The following is a 20,214-nucleotide window of genomic DNA, read 5'->3' on the forward strand; positions in this document are numbered from 1 at the left end:
CCCCCCCGCTCGTACTGTATCTTCTGCCACCGGTAACGAGGGTATTTTTATCAATTCAATTATTGCCAACGGTGTAGTCAACTCTGGCGGTTCAGTCCAGCACTCAATTGTATCTTCTAATGTAAGAATTGATGATGGTGCGACTGTTGTTGATAGCATTTTATTCGATGATGTACAGGTAGGAGCTGGATGTGAGCTGACCAACTGCATTATTGATAAGCATGTAAAAGTGCCACCGAATACAAAAATAGGACTGAACCGCGCAGAAGATGCACAGCGTTTTCATATCTCGGAGAAAGGTATCGTAGTTGTACCGGAAAGTTATCAATTCTGACAAAACCGACTAAAAAGCAAAGCCTTAGCAAATACTAAGGCTTTATTATTACTTTACTCTACACTATCAAAGTTAAGGGCAGGTTGTTTCATCCCAGAACCAGTTTGATTGCGTTGGCGACTCCCATACTCCTGGGTTGTTTTTCGCAATAAAACATTTGCCGTCATAAATGACCACATCTCCCGACTTCACTTGCGTTGAACCTGGAATCCATTCGATGACATTGCTAGGATCGGTACTGCCACCACCAGTCTCTCCTCCCGTTTCGCCACCAGTTCCACCTGAAGAAAGATCAGCGACAGGTAAATCCGGTTGTTCAAATTTAAAGGCGTAATCAACACCGTTAATATTCACGCTGTAATTTGCAGGGCCAGAGATTGGCAAGTAATACACCATATCAAGCTCGTATATGCCACCGGCAGGTAACGATTTCCAATTTGGTAAACTAAACGCTACACGGTGCATAGTTCCATCTAAACCACCAATGTTATTGGCACGAGTATGCCCTGACGCTATTACTTTCAAACCACCACCAGATTGGTCTTTAGCATTATCAGGAGCAGAAACCGGGATATCAAATTGGAATTCAGTGCCACCAGGTATCTCTTGTCCGGTATTATTAGTGAAGGTGATTTTAGGATTAATGGGATAATTTTGATCGCCAACTTTAAACCCACCAATCGCAACCGTGATATCAACGCTTTCGTTGGCAATAGCCGTGGTCGCCAATTGATTTCCATATGGTGTTGCTGACTTAAACTTCTCATAAATGGCTTTGGTCATGGTATTACCCATATGATACTCACCATTGCCCGAGGTACACGCTTGTTCCGTTGTATCGATACTGGTTCTATTGCCGTTAGCATCAAGCATGTAACAGCTATAATCTCCCGCCAACTCCCAGAACATAATACCGCCAATCTCTTTGTCAATAACGTAATCGGCCTTAACGTTAATCGATTCTTTATCCTCCGTTGACAAGAACACACCTTTTTCTGCATTCCACAACCAAGGAGCAACGGCAACACTGTCATAGTGACGCGTATAAGAACCAACAAATTTATCATCAGGGTCATTAACTGGGTCAAGCTTGTAAGCTTCAGCATAAGAACCCCAAATTCCTTTTTCTAGGTTTTTTGCATGCCACATCGGATTCGAACCTGCGCCCATTTCATTACCTTTCTGGTCTGTGTCATGCCACATATTGTCAATACCAACCGCGCCATGTCCGCAGTTGTTCTTCTCACCTTCACCGGTACCTGGTGCACACTCTGCTTGGTTTGGTAATGCCGCACGTCCCCAAAGACCATTATCCCCGCCCGTTACGCCTTGCCAACCTCGGGTATAATAAGGAATACCAATATTAATACGACCAGCCGGCATTGAACCGCGGAAGTAATGATAAGCCCAGTCAGTATTCAGATAACCAATACCACCATACTGAGCCGTACCGTAAACGTTCCACTGCATCAGTTCAGAGTCTTTACCTGTGTCATACAGTGCAGCGTTATGGCCTACGTGATCATTCCACGCACCATGTAAGTCGTAAGACATGATGTTCACGTAATCTAAATATTTAGTTACATCAAAGGTTTCCATACCACGTAATAGGTAACCAGAAGAAGGCGCTGCAATGGTTAACATATAATGATGATCATCTAACGCTGAAGCTTCATCTAATTTTTGACGTAATACTTTCATCAACTCTTGGTAGGACGCCCACAAATAGGCTCGGCGAGATTCCATTATCGCTTTATCATCAGGATTACCTGCGCCAGCCATTGAAGTTGGGTATTCGTAATCGATGTCTACGCCATCAAATTGATATTTGCGGATCATCTCAACAGCCGAAGTAGCAAACTTTTCAATACCTGCATGGTTGATAGAACCGTCTGCATTAGTTGTCATGGCATAGAAACCACCATCCGCAATACGACTACCATTCGTATCGAAATGACCACCAGTTTCCGCCCAGCCGCCAATTGAAATCAGTGTTTTCACATCGTGTTTCTTTTTGGCGGTCGCTAGCGCCCCAAAGTGTCCTTTGAAACCTAAGCTTGGGTCAATTTCGACGCCAGGCCATTCTTTACCCACCACGGCATTGTTGGGGTCATTCACATCACCAACATTCACTTTGCCATCCGAGCCAATGCTAACAAACGCATAATTAATGTGGGTCAGTTGCTCCCATGGGATATCTTTCACCAAGTAAGAGGTTTGTTCATTATCACCAGCGCGCCAACTGGTGAAATAGCCAATCACACGACGAGGGTGATCAGCGCCCATTTTTTCTCTACCCTCTTCGTCGTAGATAGAGCAATAAGGGACATTGACCCCTTCAGTTTGATATAACCCATCAGGGCGACAATTGCTGGCTGTTGGTGCACCTTTGACCGTGAGTGTGGTTGAATTTGAATCCGTGGTTGCGCCTAAATTATCTGTAGCGCGGGCAAATACTGCCACGCTTCCCGCTTTAGTTGTAACGTAATCTAACGAATAAGGCGCTGTTGTTGCGCTACCGACTAGAGCCCCTGCAACAAAGAAATCAACCTTATCAACGCTACCATCAATGTCAGCAGCCGTTGCCGTTAAAGTAACAGCGCCCCCAACATCAACTGACGTTGCTGAAATGATCATATCAACGCTTGGCGGTTGATTACCCGGTAGTTGTGATTCTTCCACCGTTAGTGTCACCGCACTTTTCGCGCTCGCCTCCCCTTTATCATCTACGGCGATCACGCTGACCTCATGAGATCCAGCGATGGCTGTCCAAGACGTGCGGTAAGGTGCCGAAGTTACGATAGCAACTATCGCCCCATCAACAGAAAATTCAACGCGTGCAATGCTACCATCACTGTCAGTTGCATCAGCGCTAAGTAAAACGGCATCACCGTTAGCCACTACATCGCTAGCTAGTGGAGAGGTTAAGTTGGTCGTTGGTAATTTATTGACATCACCACCGGAAGTTGCACAACTACCTAGCACTTTCCATTGCGCATAGTCCCCCGAAAAATTGGCTGGATCATTACCTTGTGTCCAGTAATTTGCTTGGTAGGCCACACCTTGGTGTTGAACTTGCTTGCCACCAGTGTATATCGTACTAGCATCCCACGCAGCAATGAGGTCGCAATCAATCGCTGCGTAGCTATTGAAGGCCATTAAACAAGAGGCGGTCAAAGTGCTAAGAGTAAACACTCTCGATGTCACTTTTCTCTTTGGTAGGTTCATCGCTATTCTTTCCTTAATTTATTGTTTCATTGGAAAAATCCATAAAAAATTAAATATGGACTTAAATTCTCATGTAAAACAACTCTAGAATAGCTTGCTAATTAAGCACTCAAATTTGTTCAAATATCCAAAATCACTCGCAATAAGTCGCCACTACACTGCAAATAAAACATGGTTATTTTGCATCAACAACTAATAATTGATGAATTAAACATATAAATAAAGCGGCCTAGGCCGCTTAAAAAAATAGAGACTATTATTCTATCTTCTCTGATTCAAACAATATCTAAAACCAACGTCGACGCAATAATGTGCTGAATACCAACAGCAATGACCACCAACCTAAAGATCCGCCACCAGAATCTGAACTTGGTGGATTTAAATAAGCTTGTCGTTTGGCTTCAGTAGCAACGAACTTCGGTGATTCACTACCATTCATTACACTATCAATCCAATCGGCATAATCATGAATTTCAGTAAACACCGATGTCGCGCCAAACGAAGATGATGGGTCACCACATCGAGTCGCAGGACCAAAACTGGTTAGTCCAACTTGGATGTATTCGCTGCCATGTGACCAAAATAAAGGACCACCTGAATCACCTTGGCAAGTGGCGTTTTCAAGACCAGTCGAACCACTGAACACACCTTGCATGCATAAATTGGTGGCGGTGGTCGATTCATAATTACACAAATGATTCGGTACAAAGGTTAAGCTGGTTTGTAGCAGTAATGTATTATTATCAACATTAGAAGAAGTATTGCCGTGCCCTACCGCGACAAATTGTTCACTAGATGAGCGGTAGGTTGCATCAGCGCCAGCATCAGGGCGTTTTAAATAGTTAACAGATGAAACGGTTGTCAGTGGTGTTTCCAGTTTTAGAATCGCAATATCATCTAATAGCGTCGTATTGTTATACGTTGATGGATAATAAATCGCAGCGACTTTGCCTTTTTCCGATATATTATTGGGGAAATCACGTTCATCTTGCAGTTGTGGCACGACGGATGTAAAAAGCTGGACTTTCTCATTGCCGTAAATACAATGTGCAGCCGTTAATATATATTGATTGCTCAGTAATGAAGCGCCACAGTAACTAGCGGTTCCGTAAAACTGTGTATAATCATTTTGATCAAAAAACAGACTTGCCATGGATGGAAAGGTTGTCACATCTGCATACGAGCCATTAACGATATAAGGCTTTACATCAACAGCGCAAACATTGCTCGAAACGGCAAGTGAAAAAAAAAGTACTACCCACTTATTCATAATGTCATTCCTTATCATTAAGAATTTAGATAGTACTTAATATTCCATAAATAGCACAGATTTTTATTACGCGACTATTTAAATTCTGTATGCGTTAGCCTCGGTAATAACGCTGTGGAACAAACGGCATTTTTTCTACGGCCATTGGCAGCATTTTACCACGTACTTGAGCAAATACCTGCGTACCAATTGCTGCTAAATCAGCGCGCAGATAAGCCATGGAAACAGGTTTACCCGCCGTTGGGCCAGCCGTACCGCTGGTCACAATACCGATTTTATTGTTATCAGCGTCAAATAGCTCTGTACCTTCACGTACAGGGGCTTTGGTTAGACCGACTAACCCAACGCGTTTACGTGAAACATCTTTAGTTTCAATCTGCTTTAATATGATATCAGCCCCAGGGAAGCCACCAGCGCGTTCACCATCGACGCGACGAGCTTTACTGATACCCCACAATAAGCTTGCCTCAACTGGTGTGGTGGTTGTGTCGAGATCATGCCCGTAAAGGCAGAGACCACATTCAAGACGTAGTGAATCACGTGCACCAAGGCCGATCCACTCAACTTCGTCATAAGCCGTTAATTGACGAGCAAGACGCTGCGCTTGCTCAGCTGGAACAGAGATCTCGTAGCCATCTTCACCGGTATAACCACTACGGCTAACAATGCATTCAACACCATCTAAATCCAAAATTTTCACATCCATAAATAACATAGAGGCAACTTGCGGCTGAATACGTGCTAGCACTTCAGCCGCTTTCGGACCTTGAAGCGCTAAAAGAGCGCGATCTTCAATAATTTCCAGTTCTACACCTTGAGGTAAATTAGCTTGTAAATGAGCAATGTCTTGCTCTTTACAGGCGGCATTCACCACAACAAACAGATGGTCGCCTAAATTAGCCACCATCAAGTCGTCCATGATCCCGCCTTGTTCATTAGTAAAGAAAGCATAACGCTGCTTGCCCGCTGGCAGGTCAATAATATCAACCGGTACCAATGCTTCTAGGGCTATTGCTGAATCAGCACCACGTAAACGCAACTGGCCCATATGAGAGACATCAAACAAACCAGCCGCTTCACGCGTATGCAAATGCTCTTTTTTAACACCAAGAGGATATTGCACAGGCATATCATAGCCAGCAAATGGCACCATTTTTGCGCCGACTTCATTGTGCAGAGCATGTAACGGGGTAGTAAGTAATGTTTGATTTGCATTATCTTGAGTCATTTTTGTCTCCATTTCAGTCGACCCTGCGGGGAGTTTTACGCCTCATCAAGGCAAACTGCACCACATGAAAGAAACTCTGTTTCCAATAGTGAACAAGAATGCGCTCGATTGATGGGATTCACAAGTTCAAAACCGGGCTAATTGGCAAAATTAACAACTTAATCACAATTTAGAAGAAAAAAGAAAGGCGCTTCATTGAGCAATAGTTGCTCCACGAAACGCCTTTTTCAGCAGATGAGCGCAAAAGCAACCGTTCGCCTTTATTATAGGAAACTTAATCTTTTCTTAATTATTTAGCTGTTACCCACAAAATTAGCGCATCATCGTCACTGACAGAGACCAACATGTGCCCCATATTAGCATCGTAATAAACACTATCACCTTCGGCTAAACGCACCGGCTCATAAAATTCGCTGTAAAATAAAACGTCACCAGAGAGAATGAGTAAAAACTCCTCACCGTCGTGTCGAACCCAGTCATTGTATTCTTCAAATGCTCTTGCTCGCACTCGACTTTTGAACGGCATCATCTTTTTATTCGAAAGCTGCGTTGCCAACAATTCATGTTCGTAAGTGGGCGTAGGATGCGGCTTACCTTCACCGCAACGAGAAATATCCCTCCGCCCCGTAGCAAGGATTTTCTTAGGTGGTTCAAAGAGTTGAGGCATATCTATTTGCAAACCATGCGCAAGTTTTTGCATCGCTTGAAAGGTTGGTGATATCTGTTCGTTTTCGATTTTGCTTAATGTTGAACGGGCAAGCCCGGTGCGCTGGCTAGCCTCTTCTAAGGTAATACCCAGTTTGGTGCGAATGTCTTTGATTCGCTGACCAAGCTTTAATGGCTCTATGGTTTGCTCGCCGCTTTCTTTGGCAAGTGTGAGTGATGGGTACTCATCATAAATGTCTTCAGACATGCTTTCCCTCGATTATCATTTCTTCCTGATCACGAAAATCATTGTGGCATGAAGCAGCCATCTGGTTAAAGGACTACATCAAAATAAAGCGTGCTCTCGCTAACAAAATAAGAAACCGAGTTTCCTATAGGAAATTTTTCATTGATTGTTCATAACTCAGAGAGTATGTTACTGACTTGTTAGATGAAGAGATGCTATTTACCGCTCGCTATCGTGAAGGACTTAACAATATTTGAGTGGTTTTTACCCCGAATAATTGGGGAACGTAATAAGAGTTTAGGGATAACTAAACACCCTGTTTTCTCACCACCCTACACAGCCGTTGAGTAAAGCAGCCATCAAAAAGGAACAACGAATACAATAACTATTCGTTGGATTATTGGAAGGTCATCTACCATGAATGCAAACGCGAACAAAACTTACCAAAATCACAGCCTTGAGAGTTTCTTCTCAACCAACTTAGCGGCAACCGATGATGCCGTTTTTGCCGGTATTCAAGCCGAATACGCACGCCAGAATGAACAAATTGAGCTTATCGCTTCTGAAAACATTGTTTCAAAAGCGGTTATGCAAGCCCAAGGAACATGCCTTACCAATAAATACGCGGAAGGCTACCCTGGCCGCCGTTACTATGGTGGCTGTGAACATGTTGATACCGTAGAGACGATTGCTATCGAGCGCGCTAAATCGCTTTTTAATTGCCAATATGCAAACGTTCAACCCCATTCTGGCGCTCAAGCTAACGGGGCAGTAAAACTTGCACTGCTCCAGCCGGGTGACACTATTATGGGCATGTCTTTGGATGCAGGTGGCCACTTAACGCATGGTGCTAGGCCTGCTTTGTCGGGTAAATGGTTTAATGCCATTCAATACGGAGTTGATCGTGAAACGCTAGAAATCAATTACGAAGACGTACGTGCACTGGCACAACAGCATAAACCTAAAATGATCATTGCAGGTGGTTCGGCCATTCCTCGTGTCATCGATTTTGCTAAATTCCGCGACATTGCTGATGAAGTCGATGCCATCTTAATGGTCGATATGGCGCATATTGCAGGTTTAGTTGCAACCGGTGCACATCCTAGCCCATTACCTCATGCTCACGTTGTCACCACCACAACCCATAAAACACTGCGCGGCCCACGTGGTGGGATGATCCTAACCAACAGCGAAGAGATCATCAAAAAAATCAATTCAGCCGTTTTTCCAGGTCTACAAGGTGGTCCACTAATGCACGTTATCGCCGCTAAAGCAGTCGCTCTTGGTGAAGCATTGGGACCTGAATTTAACAGCTATATCGATTCAGTGATCGACAACGCAAAAGTTCTCGCTGAAGTGTTGCAAACTCGCGGTTGTGATATTGTGACTGGCGGAACTGATACGCACTTGATGCTCGTAGACCTACGTCCTAAAGGCTTGAAAGGTAACGTGGCGGAGCAAGCTCTTGAGCGTGCAGGGATCACATGTAACAAAAACGGCATCCCCTTTGATACTGAAAAGCCTATGATTACTTCGGGTATTCGTTTAGGCACACCAGCAGGAACCAGCCGTGGTTTTGGTCGTGAAGAATTCAAACTCATTGGGCAGTGGATTGGCGATGTGCTAGATGGTCTTGTTGAGAGTCCAGAAGGTAATGCACAAGTGGAACAACAGGTTCGCAAGCAAGTGAAAATGTTGTGCCAACGCTTCCCACTTTACCAGTAACACTTTCAAATTAAACACAAGTTTCAAATCAATACTTTTTTTGGAGATTAAGCAATGGACAATACACTGAAGTTTGCAGAAAGCCACGAATGGGTGCGCGACAACGGTGACGGCACAGTAACGATCGGTATTTCTGAGCATGCACAAGAAATGCTTGGCGATGTTGTGTTTGTTGACCTACCAGAAGTGGATGCAGAGATTGACGCTGGCGACAGCTTTTCTCTTGTCGAATCAGTGAAAGCCGCTTCAGACATTTATGCGCCTATTACCGGTGTTATCGTTGAAATCAATGAAGAGCTAGGAGATAGCCCTGAACTGATCAACGAAGAACCATATGAAGGTGGCTGGATTGTAAAAGTGAAAATGTCTGACCCTTCTGAACTTGACGATCTAAAAGATGCAGAAGAATACTTAAGCTCTATCGAAGAAGACTAAACAGCCCATCACAAATCAAAGCTGCCCAGTATGGGTGGCTTTTTTTTAAGGTCACAACAGACCTTATGAGAAGGTAAAGGAAATGACTGAATTACTTCACAGCACACTACTTAATGAATTGAGTACCCAAAATGAGTTTGTTGCACGCCACAACGGACCGAACGCTGATGATCAACAAAAAATGCTCAACACAATTAATGCCGAAAGCCTTGATGCATTAATTACACAAACAGTTCCTAAACAAATTCGTTTAGAAGCACCAATGTCGCTTGCCGCTCCACAAAGTGAAGCAGACATGCTGACAGCCATGAAAGTATTTGCTAAGCAAAACCAAGTCAAACGTACGTTCATTGGTCAAGGCTACTACAACACATTTACGCCTAACGTTATTTTACGTAATGTGCTGGAAAACCCAGGTTGGTACACCGCCTATACGCCATACCAACCAGAAATCTCCCAAGGTCGTTTAGAATCGCTACTCAATTACCAGCAAATGGTGATGGATTTAACGGCCATGGATATTGCCAACGCCTCACTGCTCGACGAAGCAACTGCGGCAGCAGAAGCCATGACACTCTGTAAGCGTGCAGGCAAAAGTAAAAGCAATGTCTTTTTTGTTGCCAACGATGTTCACCCTCAAACCATTGAGGTGGTGAAAACGCGCGCTGAATTTATTGGCTTTGAAGTACAAATTGGTGATCTCGATTCACTACCTGAACAAGATGTGTTCGGCGCACTACTACAATACCCAAATACCACCGGTGAAGTGCGCGACTTAACCGATATTATTGCCAAAGCGCAAGCAAACAAGACGCTGGTCACTGTTGCTACAGACCTACTGGCAAGCACACTATTGAAACCAGCAGGTGAGATGGGCGCTGATGTCGTGATTGGCTCAGCACAACGTTTTGGCGTACCAATGGGCTACGGCGGCCCACATGCTGCATTTATGGCAACACGTGAAGCACACAAACGTACCATGCCGGGCCGCGTGATTGGTGTTTCAATTGATGCAAAAGGCAACCAAGCTTTGCGCATGGCAATGCAAACTCGTGAACAGCATATTCGCCGCGAAAAAGCGACCTCAAACATCTGTACGGCACAAGCACTACTGGCCAATATGGCGTCATTCTACGCGGTGTATCACGGCGCTGAAGGGCTACGTACTATTGCTCGTCGTACCCATCATATGACAGCAATTCTTGCAGCAGGTCTAACCAAAACAGGTTACGAACTCACTAACAACAGCTTTTTTGATACCATCACCATCAACACGAGTGATAATACTGAAACACTTTATATCAAAGCTCAGCAAGCCGATATTAACCTTCGCAAATTGAACGGTAAGTTAGGTATCAGCTTAGATGAAACCACAACCATCGCAGATATTGATGCACTATTTGCAATCTTTAACGTTGAAGAGGCCGTTAATGCCTTATCAACCGAAATTGCGGCTAACGAATTTGCAGCGATCCCTGAAGGGTGCCGTCGCCACTCTGAGTTTCTCACTCATCCTGTTTTTAATACGCATCACAGCGAAACACAAATGATGCGTTATCTAAAACAGCTTGAAAATAAAGACTTTTCACTAACACACGGTATGATCCCACTCGGCAGTTGCACCATGAAGCTGAATGCGGCGGCAGAAATGATTCCAGTGACATGGCCAGAATTTGGAGATATCCACCCATTTGCTCCGAAAGATCAAGCGGCTGGTTATGCCGCACTGGCAAAAGATCTGAAAGAAAAACTGTGTGAAATTACCGGTTACGACGCTTTCTCATTGCAACCAAACTCTGGCGCATCTGGTGAGTACGCAGGTCTAATTGCAATTCAACGCTACCACCAAAGCCGCGGCGAAGGTCATCGTAACGTCTGCTTAATTCCAAGTTCTGCACACGGTACTAACCCTGCGACAGCTTCTATGGTGTCAATGAAAGTGGTTGTGGTTAAGTGTGATGAAGAAGGCAACATCGACATCGACGACCTAGCAGCGAAAATCGAGAAGCACAGAGACAACCTATCAAGCATTATGATCACTTACCCTTCTACGCACGGCGTTTATGAAGAGAAAGTGAAAGAAGTGTGTGAAATGGTTCATGCTGCTGGCGGTCAGGTTTACCTAGACGGCGCTAACATGAACGCGCAGGTTGGTCTCACCAACCCAGGTTTCATTGGTTCTGATGTTTCTCACCTTAACCTACATAAAACCTTCTGCATTCCTCACGGCGGCGGCGGCCCTGGCATGGGACCTATTGGTGTTAAAGCTCACCTAGCCTCTTTCCTTCCTGGTCATATTGAAGGTGGTGTCGAAGGTGAAGATCACGCAGTGTCAGCCGCGGATCTCGGCAGTGCTTCTATTTTACCGATCTCATGGGCGTATATTGCCATGATGGGTGCTGAAGGTTTAACTGAAGCCACCAAAGTTGCGATTTTGAATGCTAACTATATGATGGAAAGATTACGTCCTCACTACCCTGTGCTTTACCGTGGAACCAATGGACGCGTAGCGCACGAATGCATCATTGATATTCGCCCACTGAAAGAAGAAACCGGTATTAGCGAAGAAGATATTGCAAAACGTTTAATGGACTACGGCTTCCACGCCCCAACGATGTCATTTCCAGTCGCGGGTACATTGATGGTAGAGCCAACGGAGTCAGAAGACCTAGCAGAGCTTGATCGCTTCTGTGACGCGATGATCGCCATTCGTGAAGAAATGAATAAAGTGAAGTCGGGTGAATGGCCGTTGGAAGACAACCCACTAGTCAATGCACCTCACACACAAGCGGATCTTTCTAGTGATGAATGGGCACATCCATATTCACGAGAAGTAGCTTGTTTCCCTTCTCGTCAAACAAAAGCATCAAAATACTGGCCAACCGTAAACCGTGTCGATAACGTTTACGGAGACCGCAATTTGATCTGCTCTTGTCCGAACATTGATAACTATCAAGACTAATTGATTGTTGATCACAGATAACTAAGTTGGAAACTAACTTGAATAGCAAAAGGCGAAACATTTGGTTCGCCTTTTTTCACGTCACTGTAACCTAGAAATCGCAGTCACCTACTTACTAGCAGATCGAACCACGCTACATCATTTATAACCTCATGGTAAAAGCTAAAATTATTGATACAAGGTTAGCCAATCAGTTTTACTGATGATTCAATACAGATAGCATCATGTCGCCAATATTCGATACAGCCATCAATTACCTTTCCTTGTTGGTTGTAATTGACTCGCTTAATAAGCATTGCCGGTGTTCCTGAGGTTGCTCGCAAAGCGTGGGCGATATTGCCAAGTAGTGAACTTGTCGTCATTTTGTAACTGACGCTATGATATTCAACGCCGAAGGTTTCTTGATACAAACTTGTCAGTGATGGGGATAAATCTAAGCCTAGCAAATTAGGGAATTTATCAGGACAAACGTAATTTGTTACGTAAGCGACCGGACGATCTTCTAGATAGCGAACCCGTTCAATCTGATAGACATCTGAAAAAGGTTTTAATGCTAATAGCGCTGTTGCTTGCTTATTGGCCAGTACCGCTTTCGAATAAAGAAGTTGAGTTTTGGGTTGACGATTTTGTGCTAATGCTAGCTTGGTAAAGCTTAAAGATTGCGCGGGGTCGTAACGCAATGGCTGTGGTGAGATAAACCAGCCACGGCGATCCTCGCGATAAATCTTACCTTCTGCTTCAAGTAATGACAGTGCCTCACGTAAGGTTACGCGGGTAGTATCAAATGACTCTGCCAGTTTTCGTTCCGCAGGAAGCTTCTGCCGTGGTGTCAGCATACCTGTCTCAATTTGCTCAACAATCACATCTTTGATTTTTACGTACTGCACCGAGAATCCCTTGCTTTATGTACGGCAGTTATAACGGTCGTATTACATAACTTGCCAAAATAAAGGTGCTTGATTAGCTCAAACACCTAAAAACTAAGCCATACCATCAACAGACGATCTTATCATTTAGTGCTATTACGCGATAAGAATTTCTTTAAGCTCATGCAATGAGCGCACATTATAATGTGGTTCTATACCATCAATATCAGAATGACCAACGGTATTGAGCCAACAGGTTTCAATACCAAATTTAAGACCACCAAGAATATCGGAATGCGGGTTATCCCCTACCATCAGTACTTTACTCTTACAAGGGTTACCCATTTTTTCTAACGCATGAGCAAAAATTCCGTTATCAGGTTTGGCTATACCCACTTCTTCGGAAATAATTACATGTTCAAAATAATCCGTCATACCTGTTCTCTGCAAACGAATCGCTTGTAACTCTGTAAAACCATTGGTGATGATACCAAGTTTTGCCTTACCTGTTAGTGCTTCTAGTAACTCTTTAGCACCAGGTAATGGCGTGCAAATATCTGCCATAGCTTCAAGAAATGCACTATTAAGATCAGCTGTTGTGGTTTGCAATTTTTCAGCCCAAGCTTGAAAGCGAATATGCTTGAGATCGGCTGCATTAATCACTCCATTTTGATAATCAACCCAAAGAGGTTTATTGACCTCTTGGTACTTGGCAAAGTCGATTTCATCAAAAATAACTCCCTTGCGTTCAAACATTAGCTGCATACCTTTGAAGGCATCGAAATGAAACAAAGTTTCGTCAGCGTCAAATAAAATCCAATCGTATTTCATGGTATATCCCTTAGTAACTTGCGCGCAGTGTAAATTGTTTTTGAATCTACGACAAACTGAACAATACTCCGTTACTTCGGATATCAATAGATACGTAAAACCAGAAGCTTAAGTTGATCAAAATCAGCATTGCGTTAGAATTTAGCATCAATCGAATATTCGACCACCCATAATACTTTACAACAAACATTTTGACGTCATTATCGCGACACAAACGTTTTCCTCACCTATTAATGACTTCCGATGAGGGTTTTATGCTGCCAGACATTGAAATTTGCCGTGCAACCAAATTGACACAGATTGATGCTATTGCTGCTAAGGCAGGCCTAGATCCTACTGAATTCCATAGCCAAGGACGTTTTAAGGCTAAAGTTTCTCTTTCTTGCTTAGATAGACTTCACACTCATCCTGAAGGTAAATTGGTTGTTGTTACCGCCATCACTCCAACCCCCTTGGGCGAAGGTAAAACAGTCACCACTATTGGCCTATCACAAGGGATCGCGAAATTAGATCACTCTGTCATGGCATGTATTCGCCAACCTTCTATGGGGCCAATCTTTGGTGTGAAAGGCGGAGCCGCTGGCGGTGGTTATTCTCAAGTTGCACCAATGGAAGAGTTAAATTTACATCTAACTGGTGACATTCACGCAGTTACGGCTGCGCATAACCTTGCCGCTGCCGCAATAGATGCACGGATTTATCACGAGCAGCGGTTAGGCTATGAAGATTTTGAACAACGTACGGGCATGAACGCACTGAAGATTGACGCAAACAAGGTCGTCTGGAAACGCGTCATGGATCATAATGATCGTGCACTTAGGATGGTCACAGTCGGTCAAAATGAAAGCGGTAAAACCATCAATGGTTATAAGCGGCAAGATGGGTTTGATATCTCTGCCGCATCAGAGCTGATGGCCATTCTCGCCTTAGCGGAAGACTTGCGTGATTTACGCCAACGTATTGGACGCATCGTGGTTGCTTATAATTTAAATGGTGACCCTGTAACCACAGAAGACTTGCAAGTAGCTGGCGCAATGACCGTTAGTATGAAAGAAGCGATTGAACCAACGCTCATGCAGACTTTAGAAGGTGTCCCTACCCTTATTCATGCTGGTCCTTTCGCCAATATCGCCCACGGCAATTCGTCAATTATTGCGGATGACATTGCTACACGACTTGCCGAATTCACCGTCACTGAAGGTGGCTTTGGTTCAGACATGGGCTTTGAGAAAGCGTGTAATATTAAAGCGGCAACATCAGGGAAAGCACCTGATTGCGCAGTCATTGTGGCGACATTACGGGGGCTAAAAGCTAACTCTGGTTTGTATGAACTTCGCCCCGGACAAGCTGTTCCTGACTCGCTATTTGAACCAGATCAAACTGCACTCATGGCTGGCTTTGATAATCTCAAATGGCATATCAACAACGTCAATAAATATGGTGTTCCTGCGGTGGTGGCTATCAATCGCTTTCCACAAGATACTCTGGAAGAAATCGAACAACTAACCGCTCTGATTCAAGCCTTACCGAACAACGTTGAAGTAGCATTGAGCGAAGGTTTTGCGTTCGGTGGAGAAGGTACAACAGATCTTGCAAACAAAGTGATCGCCCAATGTCGCAAGCCCAATCAATTTACTCCTCTCTATTGCTCGCAAGATTCGATTGAAACCAAACTCAACGCAGTGGCTCAAAAAGGGTATGGTGCAGCGGGAATTACATTAAGTGAGGTAGCCAAAGCACAAATGTGTGCATTCCAAGCTCACGGTTATGGTCATTTAGCGGTTTGTTTGGCCAAAACTCCTTTATCTATTTCTACCAATGCAGCCATTAAAGGTGCTCCAAAAGAGTTTGATGTTCCTATTCGAGAACTTAGATTATGCGCAGGTGCTGGTTTTATTTATGCGCTATGCGGCAATGTTATGACCATGCCCGGACTCCCTGACAAACCCGCCTTTATGGCATTGGATATTGATCAGCACGGTAATATCATCGGTCTTAATTAATCACTAAGTTAGCTTCTGGAAAGTCCCCCCATTTGCAGAAGCTTTCAATAAAATTAACTATTTTTATCTCTGTGCTGTAAGTTTTCGCACTTTTTACCGTTCTTTACGTATATCAATAAAAAAAAGTAAGGTCGGTTATGAAACGTTTTACTCCTATCTTTATCTCGATAGCGTTATTCGTGCCTATCGTTTTTTCACTGTTTAGTCAGGCAGAGACTAAGCCACAGAAAATGCCCAGCATTGGTAACGTCGATGTCGCCACACTCGCTGGCGGGTGTTTTTGGTGTACAGAATCTGATCTTGAGAAACTCAACGGCGTGATCAATGTCGTATCAGGTTATACCGGCGGATCAATGGAAAATCCGACCTATAAACAAGTTTCATCGGGTAAGTCCGGCCATATTGAAGTGGTGCAAGTAACGTTTGATCCTCAAGTCGTCAGCTATGAGCAGGTATTGGATCATTTTTTCCGTCATATTGATCCGACCGATGACAAAGGGTCATTTGTCGATAGAGGCCCACAATATCGCCCTGCGATTTTCTATCACAATGCAATGCAGAAGCAGACAGCAGAAACCTTCATGGCAGACATCGATAAGCTCGGTATCTATAAAAAACCGCTGAAAATAGAACTCATCCAATATACTACATTCTGGCCGGCAGAAGATTACCACCAAGATTTTTATAAAAAGAGCAAAGTGCGGTACAACTACTATCGCTACGCATCTGGGCGTGACCAATATTTAGATGAAATCTTTGGTGAAGATCGTAATGAAAATCCAAAGACATTACGTCAATTAATTGATGCAAATAAATCGGAGGCAAACCTTAAAGTCTATACCAAACCTTCTGACAAGGAGATTCGCGCCAAACTGACCGACCTTCAATACTACGTCACCCAAGAAGAAGGCACCGAGCGCGCTTTTAATAATGAGTATTGGGATAACAAAGCCGAGGGTATTTATGTTGATATTGTCACTGGTGAACCGCTGTTTTCTTCAACCGACAAATACAAATCTGGTACTGGTTGGCCAAGTTTTACTAAACCAATAAATGAAGCGTATATTGCAACGAAGACTGATTTCCGCTTAATTTATTCAAGAACAGAAGTCAGAAGCCGTTTTGGTGATTCTCATTTAGGGCACGTATTTGACGATGGTCCTGCCCCAACCGGGTTACGCTATTGTATGAATTCTGCGGCGATGCGCTTTGTTGCAAAAAATGACATGCAAGCTCAAGGTTATAGTGAGTATCTTGCTTTGTTTGAATAAACGTTGAAGTTCAATATTGCTCAGATAAATAAAAAGCCCCGAAAACTATTTCGGGGCTTTTTATTGAAATCAATGGGACACTTATCGTAAACCGTGAAGAAATTCCGCACGAGTAGCAGGATTAGACTTAAAAATACCACCCAATGCCGTCGTCGTCGTTTCACTGGTTGCGTCCATAACACCGCGTGATTTAACGCAGTAATGCGTTGCATCAATAGTTACCGCTACATCGTCAGATTCAAGTAAGGTTTGCAATGCCACCAGAATTTGTTGTGTCATTCGCTCTTGAACTTGTGGACGTTGAGCAAAAAAACGCACAATACGATTGATTTTTGAAAGTCCAATAATCTTGCCGCGCGGAATGTAAGCAACAGCAGCTTTACCATCGATCGTTACCAGGTGATGTTCACAAGTGCTGGTTACGGTGATATCTTTCACGCGAACCATTTCACTTACATTCATCTTGTTTTCAATGACAGTAATTTTGGGAAAGTTTTGGTAATCCAAACCAGAAAAGACTTCATCAACATACATTTTGGCAATACGATGCGGGGTTTCTTCGAGGCTATCATCAGTCAGGTCAAGACCAAGCAGTGTCAGGATCTCACGCATATGGTGTTCAATTTTTTCTTTCTTCTCTTCACGAGTTACCGCATTAGGACACATTGGCGTCTCTAAACCGCGGCTCTCTAGCGCATCTTTAACCAACTTTGCTGATTCGCTAAGACCTAACATTCCGATTCCTCTTACTTTTACCCCTTTCGGATGGCAGACAAGGATACTCGGAATTTTGAATAATTACACCCATATTTTATGGATGGTCATTCTTACCAAAAGACAATCTATGATAAAGTTATTGAAAAGAAAAACGACAATAGGATTCTAAAATGGGCTGTTGTGATGCTCCGGGCTTAATGCCTATCGAAGACGCTATGGACACAATGTTAGCGCGAATAAAACCAATTCAAGTGACACTGCAACTTCCATTAGCTGAAGCTCTTGGCTACGTATTGGCAGAAGATATACTTTCGCCTATTTTTGTCCCGCCTTTTGATAATTCAGCCATGGATGGATATGCGATACGCTTGAGTGATTTAGCAAAAAATCAAATACTACCATTGGCAGGAAAATCTTTTGCTGGCGCTCCCTTTGAAGGTGAATGGCCCGCTAATACGTGCATCAGAATCATGACAGGAGCGAAGATCCCACTTGGATGCGATGCTGTAGTTATGCAAGAAAATACCGATGTCACTGATGCTGGTATTGTCTTTAAACAGTCGGACATCAAGCCACAAAACAATATTCGCCCGACCGGTGATGACATTAAACAAGGTGATCTTGTTTTAGCGAAAGGCGCTCGCTTAACACCACGTGATATTCCCATGATCGCCACACTCGGCATTAGCCACATTACCGTTTTTCGCAAACCCAGAGTTGCCTTTTTCTCAACTGGTGATGAGCTCAAACCGCTGGGGGAGCCTTTAACTGACGGGCAAATATACGACAGTAATCGCTACGGGATTAAACCTCTAATTGAGAACTTTAGTTGTGAAGCGATTGACCTTGGCATCATCCCCGATTGCCCTGCAACATTAAAAGCTACGTTCGAAAAAGCCCAAAACTTAGCGGATGTGGTCGTCACATCTGGTGGTGTGAGTGTTGGCGAAGCCGATTACACCAAAGATATTTTGCAGGAACTTGGCGAGATCGGCTTCTGGAAACTGGCGATTAAGCCGGGCAAACCATTTGCGTTTGGTGAGCTTAGTAATGCTTGGTTTTGTGGTCTTCCAGGTAACCCGGTGTCAGCAGTACTAACTATGTACGTATTAGTACAACCGATGCTCGCTAAATTGGCGGGACATAGCAAATGGCAAGCCCCTGAATCTATCCCAGCCATCACGAAAACAGCATTCAAAAAAGCACCCGGCCGCACAGATTACCAACGTGGTATCTACTCGATTGAAAATGGCAAATTCGTTGTTGAAACAACCGGCAACCAGAGCTCAGGTGCATTTCGCTCCATGAGTTTAGCCAATTGCTTTGTAGTATTAGAACGCGAGCGTGGACGAGTTGAAGTGGGTGAAAACGTGAATATCCAACTTTTTAACTCCAGCTTGTATTAGGAGCGTTTGTGGATATTTTATCTGATGCAGAAATGTTACGTTACAACCGACAGATCATTCTCAAGCAGTTTGATTTTGAAGGCCAGGAAGCATTGAAACAAAGTTCTGTGCTCATTGTTGGTGCTGGAGGTTTGGGCTGTGCATCAAGCCAATACTTAGCAACGGCTGGCGTTGGCAGTATAACCCTCGTCGATGATGACGTCGTGGAACTCTCTAACCTACAACGGCAAGTGTTGCATACAGACAACGACATTGGCCGAAAAAAGGTCGATTCCGCAGCAGATTCATTACGAACTCTCAATCCATTTTTGGCGGTAAATACCGTTGATCAACGCTTAAATGACGAGCAGCTTGACACACTTATTGGGCAGCACACTCTGGTGTTGGACGCCTCTGATAATGTAGAGACTCGCAACCAACTCAATCGCCTTTGTTACCGAACTCGAACACCGTTGGTTTCTGGTGCCGCAATTCGAATGGAAGGACAAGTCAGTGTATTTACATACGAACATGCTGACGAACCTTGTTATCAATGTTTGAGTGCTTTGTTTGGCAATACGGCACTTACTTGTGTAGAAGCTGGCGTCATGGCACCTGTAGTGGGAATCATTGGCGCAGTACAAGCGATGGAAGCGATTAAAGTTATCGCGCACTATGGGCAACCTAAACAAGGTAAAATATTGATGCTCGATGCGCTCTCTATGAGCTGGCGCGAGATGAAACTGATGAAATTAGCGACATGCAGCGTGTGTACTGTCGATCATAAATAATGGGTATTATCAGCGATGGTACTATCAAACATCGCATTGGTTTTTACGCTTCTGTTCTGGATTTCTAGAATTCAGAGGCGTTTTTCTTTTTAACACATTTTCCACATTCAATTTGCTACTCAATCTGACCAATAGCATTGTTAAATAATAAAAGGTTCATCGCGGATTAGCGGGAACTAAAAACAAAAAAACGGTAGTAAGTGATATGGTTTAGTCGCCAAACAAAAATCATACACAAACTACCGTTTCCATGTCGAATCATACTTTCCTATCTTC

General features: G+C 43.8%; 14 protein-coding genes and 1 pseudogene. 8 read left to right on the plus strand and 7 right to left on the minus strand.

What is annotated here, in order from left to right:
- Position 1 precedes the first annotated feature (1 nt).
- Positions 2-334: pseudogene (gene glgC / locus AACW06_RS15100) on the plus strand (glucose-1-phosphate adenylyltransferase); the annotation flags it as partial.
- 72 nt (positions 335-406) lie between these two features.
- Here glgC and AACW06_RS15105 read toward each other — a convergent pair.
- From AACW06_RS15105 to AACW06_RS15120, 4 genes are all read right to left on the minus strand, one after another.
- Positions 407-3,562 (minus strand): chitinase C-terminal domain-containing protein, encoded by a 3,156-nt coding sequence (locus AACW06_RS15105; protein WP_192075698.1) that lies wholly within the window; start codon positions 3,560-3,562, stop codon positions 407-409.
- A 286-nt stretch (positions 3,563-3,848) separates the two neighbouring features.
- Positions 3,849-4,850 (minus strand): S1 family peptidase, encoded by a 1,002-nt coding sequence (locus AACW06_RS15110; protein ID WP_192075699.1) that lies wholly within the window; start codon positions 4,848-4,850, stop codon positions 3,849-3,851.
- Positions 4,851-4,926: 76 nt separating this feature from the next.
- Positions 4,927-6,060 (minus strand): glycine cleavage system aminomethyltransferase GcvT, encoded by a 1,134-nt coding sequence (gene gcvT / locus AACW06_RS15115; protein ID WP_443263574.1) that lies wholly within the window; start codon positions 6,058-6,060, stop codon positions 4,927-4,929.
- A gap of 289 nt (positions 6,061-6,349) precedes the next feature.
- Positions 6,350-6,973 carry a helix-turn-helix domain-containing protein gene (locus tag AACW06_RS15120; RefSeq protein ID WP_192075701.1) on the minus strand — a complete coding sequence of 208 codons (624 nt, stop codon included), beginning with the start codon at positions 6,971-6,973 and terminating at the stop codon, positions 6,350-6,352.
- Between the two features lie 396 nt (positions 6,974-7,369).
- Here AACW06_RS15120 and AACW06_RS15125 point away from each other — a divergent pair, with 396 nt between their 5' ends.
- The 3 genes from AACW06_RS15125 (at position 7,370) to gcvP (ending at position 12,074) form a co-directional block, all read left to right on the plus strand.
- Positions 7,370-8,677 carry a serine hydroxymethyltransferase gene (locus tag AACW06_RS15125; RefSeq protein ID WP_192075702.1) on the plus strand — a complete coding sequence of 436 codons (1,308 nt, stop codon included), beginning with the start codon at positions 7,370-7,372 and terminating at the stop codon, positions 8,675-8,677.
- A gap of 54 nt (positions 8,678-8,731) precedes the next feature.
- Positions 8,732-9,112 carry a glycine cleavage system protein GcvH gene (gcvH, locus tag AACW06_RS15130; RefSeq protein WP_053312046.1) on the plus strand — a complete coding sequence of 127 codons (381 nt, stop codon included), beginning with the start codon at positions 8,732-8,734 and terminating at the stop codon, positions 9,110-9,112.
- Between the two features lie 82 nt (positions 9,113-9,194).
- Positions 9,195-12,074, plus strand: a complete 2,880-nt coding sequence (gene gcvP / locus AACW06_RS15135) for an aminomethyl-transferring glycine dehydrogenase (RefSeq protein ID WP_192075703.1) — start codon at positions 9,195-9,197, stop codon at positions 12,072-12,074.
- Between the two features lie 182 nt (positions 12,075-12,256).
- Here gcvP and phnR read toward each other — a convergent pair whose 3' ends face one another.
- On the minus strand, positions 12,257-12,961 hold the full coding sequence (phnR, locus tag AACW06_RS15140) for a phosphonate utilization transcriptional regulator PhnR (RefSeq protein WP_192075704.1): 705 nt from the start codon (positions 12,959-12,961) through the stop codon (positions 12,257-12,259).
- Positions 12,962-13,096: 135 nt separating this feature from the next.
- Positions 13,097-13,771: a pyrimidine 5'-nucleotidase gene (gene yjjG / locus AACW06_RS15145; protein WP_168524621.1), complete on the minus strand. Its 675-nt coding sequence runs from the start codon at positions 13,769-13,771 to the stop codon at positions 13,097-13,099.
- A 254-nt stretch (positions 13,772-14,025) separates the two neighbouring features.
- Here yjjG and AACW06_RS15150 point away from each other — a divergent pair, with 254 nt between their 5' ends.
- Both AACW06_RS15150 and msrB read left to right on the plus strand, forming a co-directional pair.
- Positions 14,026-15,774: a formate--tetrahydrofolate ligase gene (locus AACW06_RS15150; RefSeq protein WP_192075705.1), complete on the plus strand. Its 1,749-nt coding sequence runs from the start codon at positions 14,026-14,028 to the stop codon at positions 15,772-15,774.
- Between the two features lie 137 nt (positions 15,775-15,911).
- Positions 15,912-17,045 (plus strand): peptide-methionine (R)-S-oxide reductase MsrB, encoded by a 1,134-nt coding sequence (gene msrB / locus AACW06_RS15155; protein WP_192075706.1) that lies wholly within the window; start codon positions 15,912-15,914, stop codon positions 17,043-17,045.
- An 81-nt stretch (positions 17,046-17,126) separates the two neighbouring features.
- On the opposite strand, the gene folE is transcribed toward msrB, so the two are convergent.
- Complete coding sequence (folE, locus tag AACW06_RS15160; protein ID WP_053312037.1) at positions 17,127-17,780, minus strand: GTP cyclohydrolase I FolE; 654 nt, start codon at positions 17,778-17,780, stop codon at positions 17,127-17,129.
- Positions 17,781-17,932: 152 nt separating this feature from the next.
- On the opposite strand from folE, the gene moeA reads away from it, so the two are divergent.
- Together moeA and moeB are read left to right on the plus strand one after the other, a co-directional pair.
- Entirely contained in the window at positions 17,933-19,168 is a 1,236-nt protein-coding gene (gene moeA, locus AACW06_RS15165; RefSeq protein WP_192075707.1) for a molybdopterin molybdotransferase MoeA, read from the plus strand.
- An 8-nt stretch (positions 19,169-19,176) separates the two neighbouring features.
- A complete protein-coding gene (gene moeB / locus AACW06_RS15170; protein WP_192075708.1) occupies positions 19,177-19,938 on the plus strand; it encodes a molybdopterin-synthase adenylyltransferase MoeB in 762 nt (253 codons plus the stop codon).
- Positions 19,939-20,214: the final 276 nt, after the last annotated feature.

It is taken from the genome of Vibrio sp. S12_S33, from assembly GCF_963889785.1.
In the GTDB taxonomy this organism is placed as follows: Bacteria; Pseudomonadota; Gammaproteobacteria; order Enterobacterales; family Vibrionaceae; genus Vibrio; species Vibrio aestuarianus.

What these genes read in the sequence shown, in the direction of transcription:
- AACW06_RS15105 (WP_192075698.1), bottom strand. Translation starts at nt 3,562, where the DNA reads ATGAACCTACCAAAGAGAAAAGTGACATCGAGAGTGTTTACTCTTAGC.
- AACW06_RS15110 (WP_192075699.1), bottom strand. Translation starts at nt 4,850, where the DNA reads ATGATAAGGAATGACATTATGAATAAGTGGGTAGTACTTTTTTTTTCA.
- gcvT (WP_443263574.1), bottom strand. Translation starts at nt 6,060, where the DNA reads ATGACTCAAGATAATGCAAATCAAACATTACTTACTACCCCGTTACAT.
- AACW06_RS15120 (WP_192075701.1), bottom strand. Translation starts at nt 6,973, where the DNA reads ATGTCTGAAGACATTTATGATGAGTACCCATCACTCACACTTGCCAAA.
- AACW06_RS15125 (WP_192075702.1), top strand. Translation starts at nt 7,370, where the DNA reads ATGAATGCAAACGCGAACAAAACTTACCAAAATCACAGCCTTGAGAGT.
- gcvH (WP_053312046.1), top strand. Translation starts at nt 8,732, where the DNA reads ATGGACAATACACTGAAGTTTGCAGAAAGCCACGAATGGGTGCGCGAC.
- gcvP (WP_192075703.1), top strand. Translation starts at nt 9,195, where the DNA reads ATGACTGAATTACTTCACAGCACACTACTTAATGAATTGAGTACCCAA.
- yjjG (WP_168524621.1), bottom strand. Translation starts at nt 13,771, where the DNA reads ATGAAATACGATTGGATTTTATTTGACGCTGACGAAACTTTGTTTCAT.
- AACW06_RS15150 (WP_192075705.1), top strand. Translation starts at nt 14,026, where the DNA reads ATGCTGCCAGACATTGAAATTTGCCGTGCAACCAAATTGACACAGATT.
- msrB (WP_192075706.1), top strand. Translation starts at nt 15,912, where the DNA reads ATGAAACGTTTTACTCCTATCTTTATCTCGATAGCGTTATTCGTGCCT.
- folE (WP_053312037.1), bottom strand. Translation starts at nt 17,780, where the DNA reads ATGTTAGGTCTTAGCGAATCAGCAAAGTTGGTTAAAGATGCGCTAGAG.
- moeA (WP_192075707.1), top strand. Translation starts at nt 17,933, where the DNA reads ATGGGCTGTTGTGATGCTCCGGGCTTAATGCCTATCGAAGACGCTATG.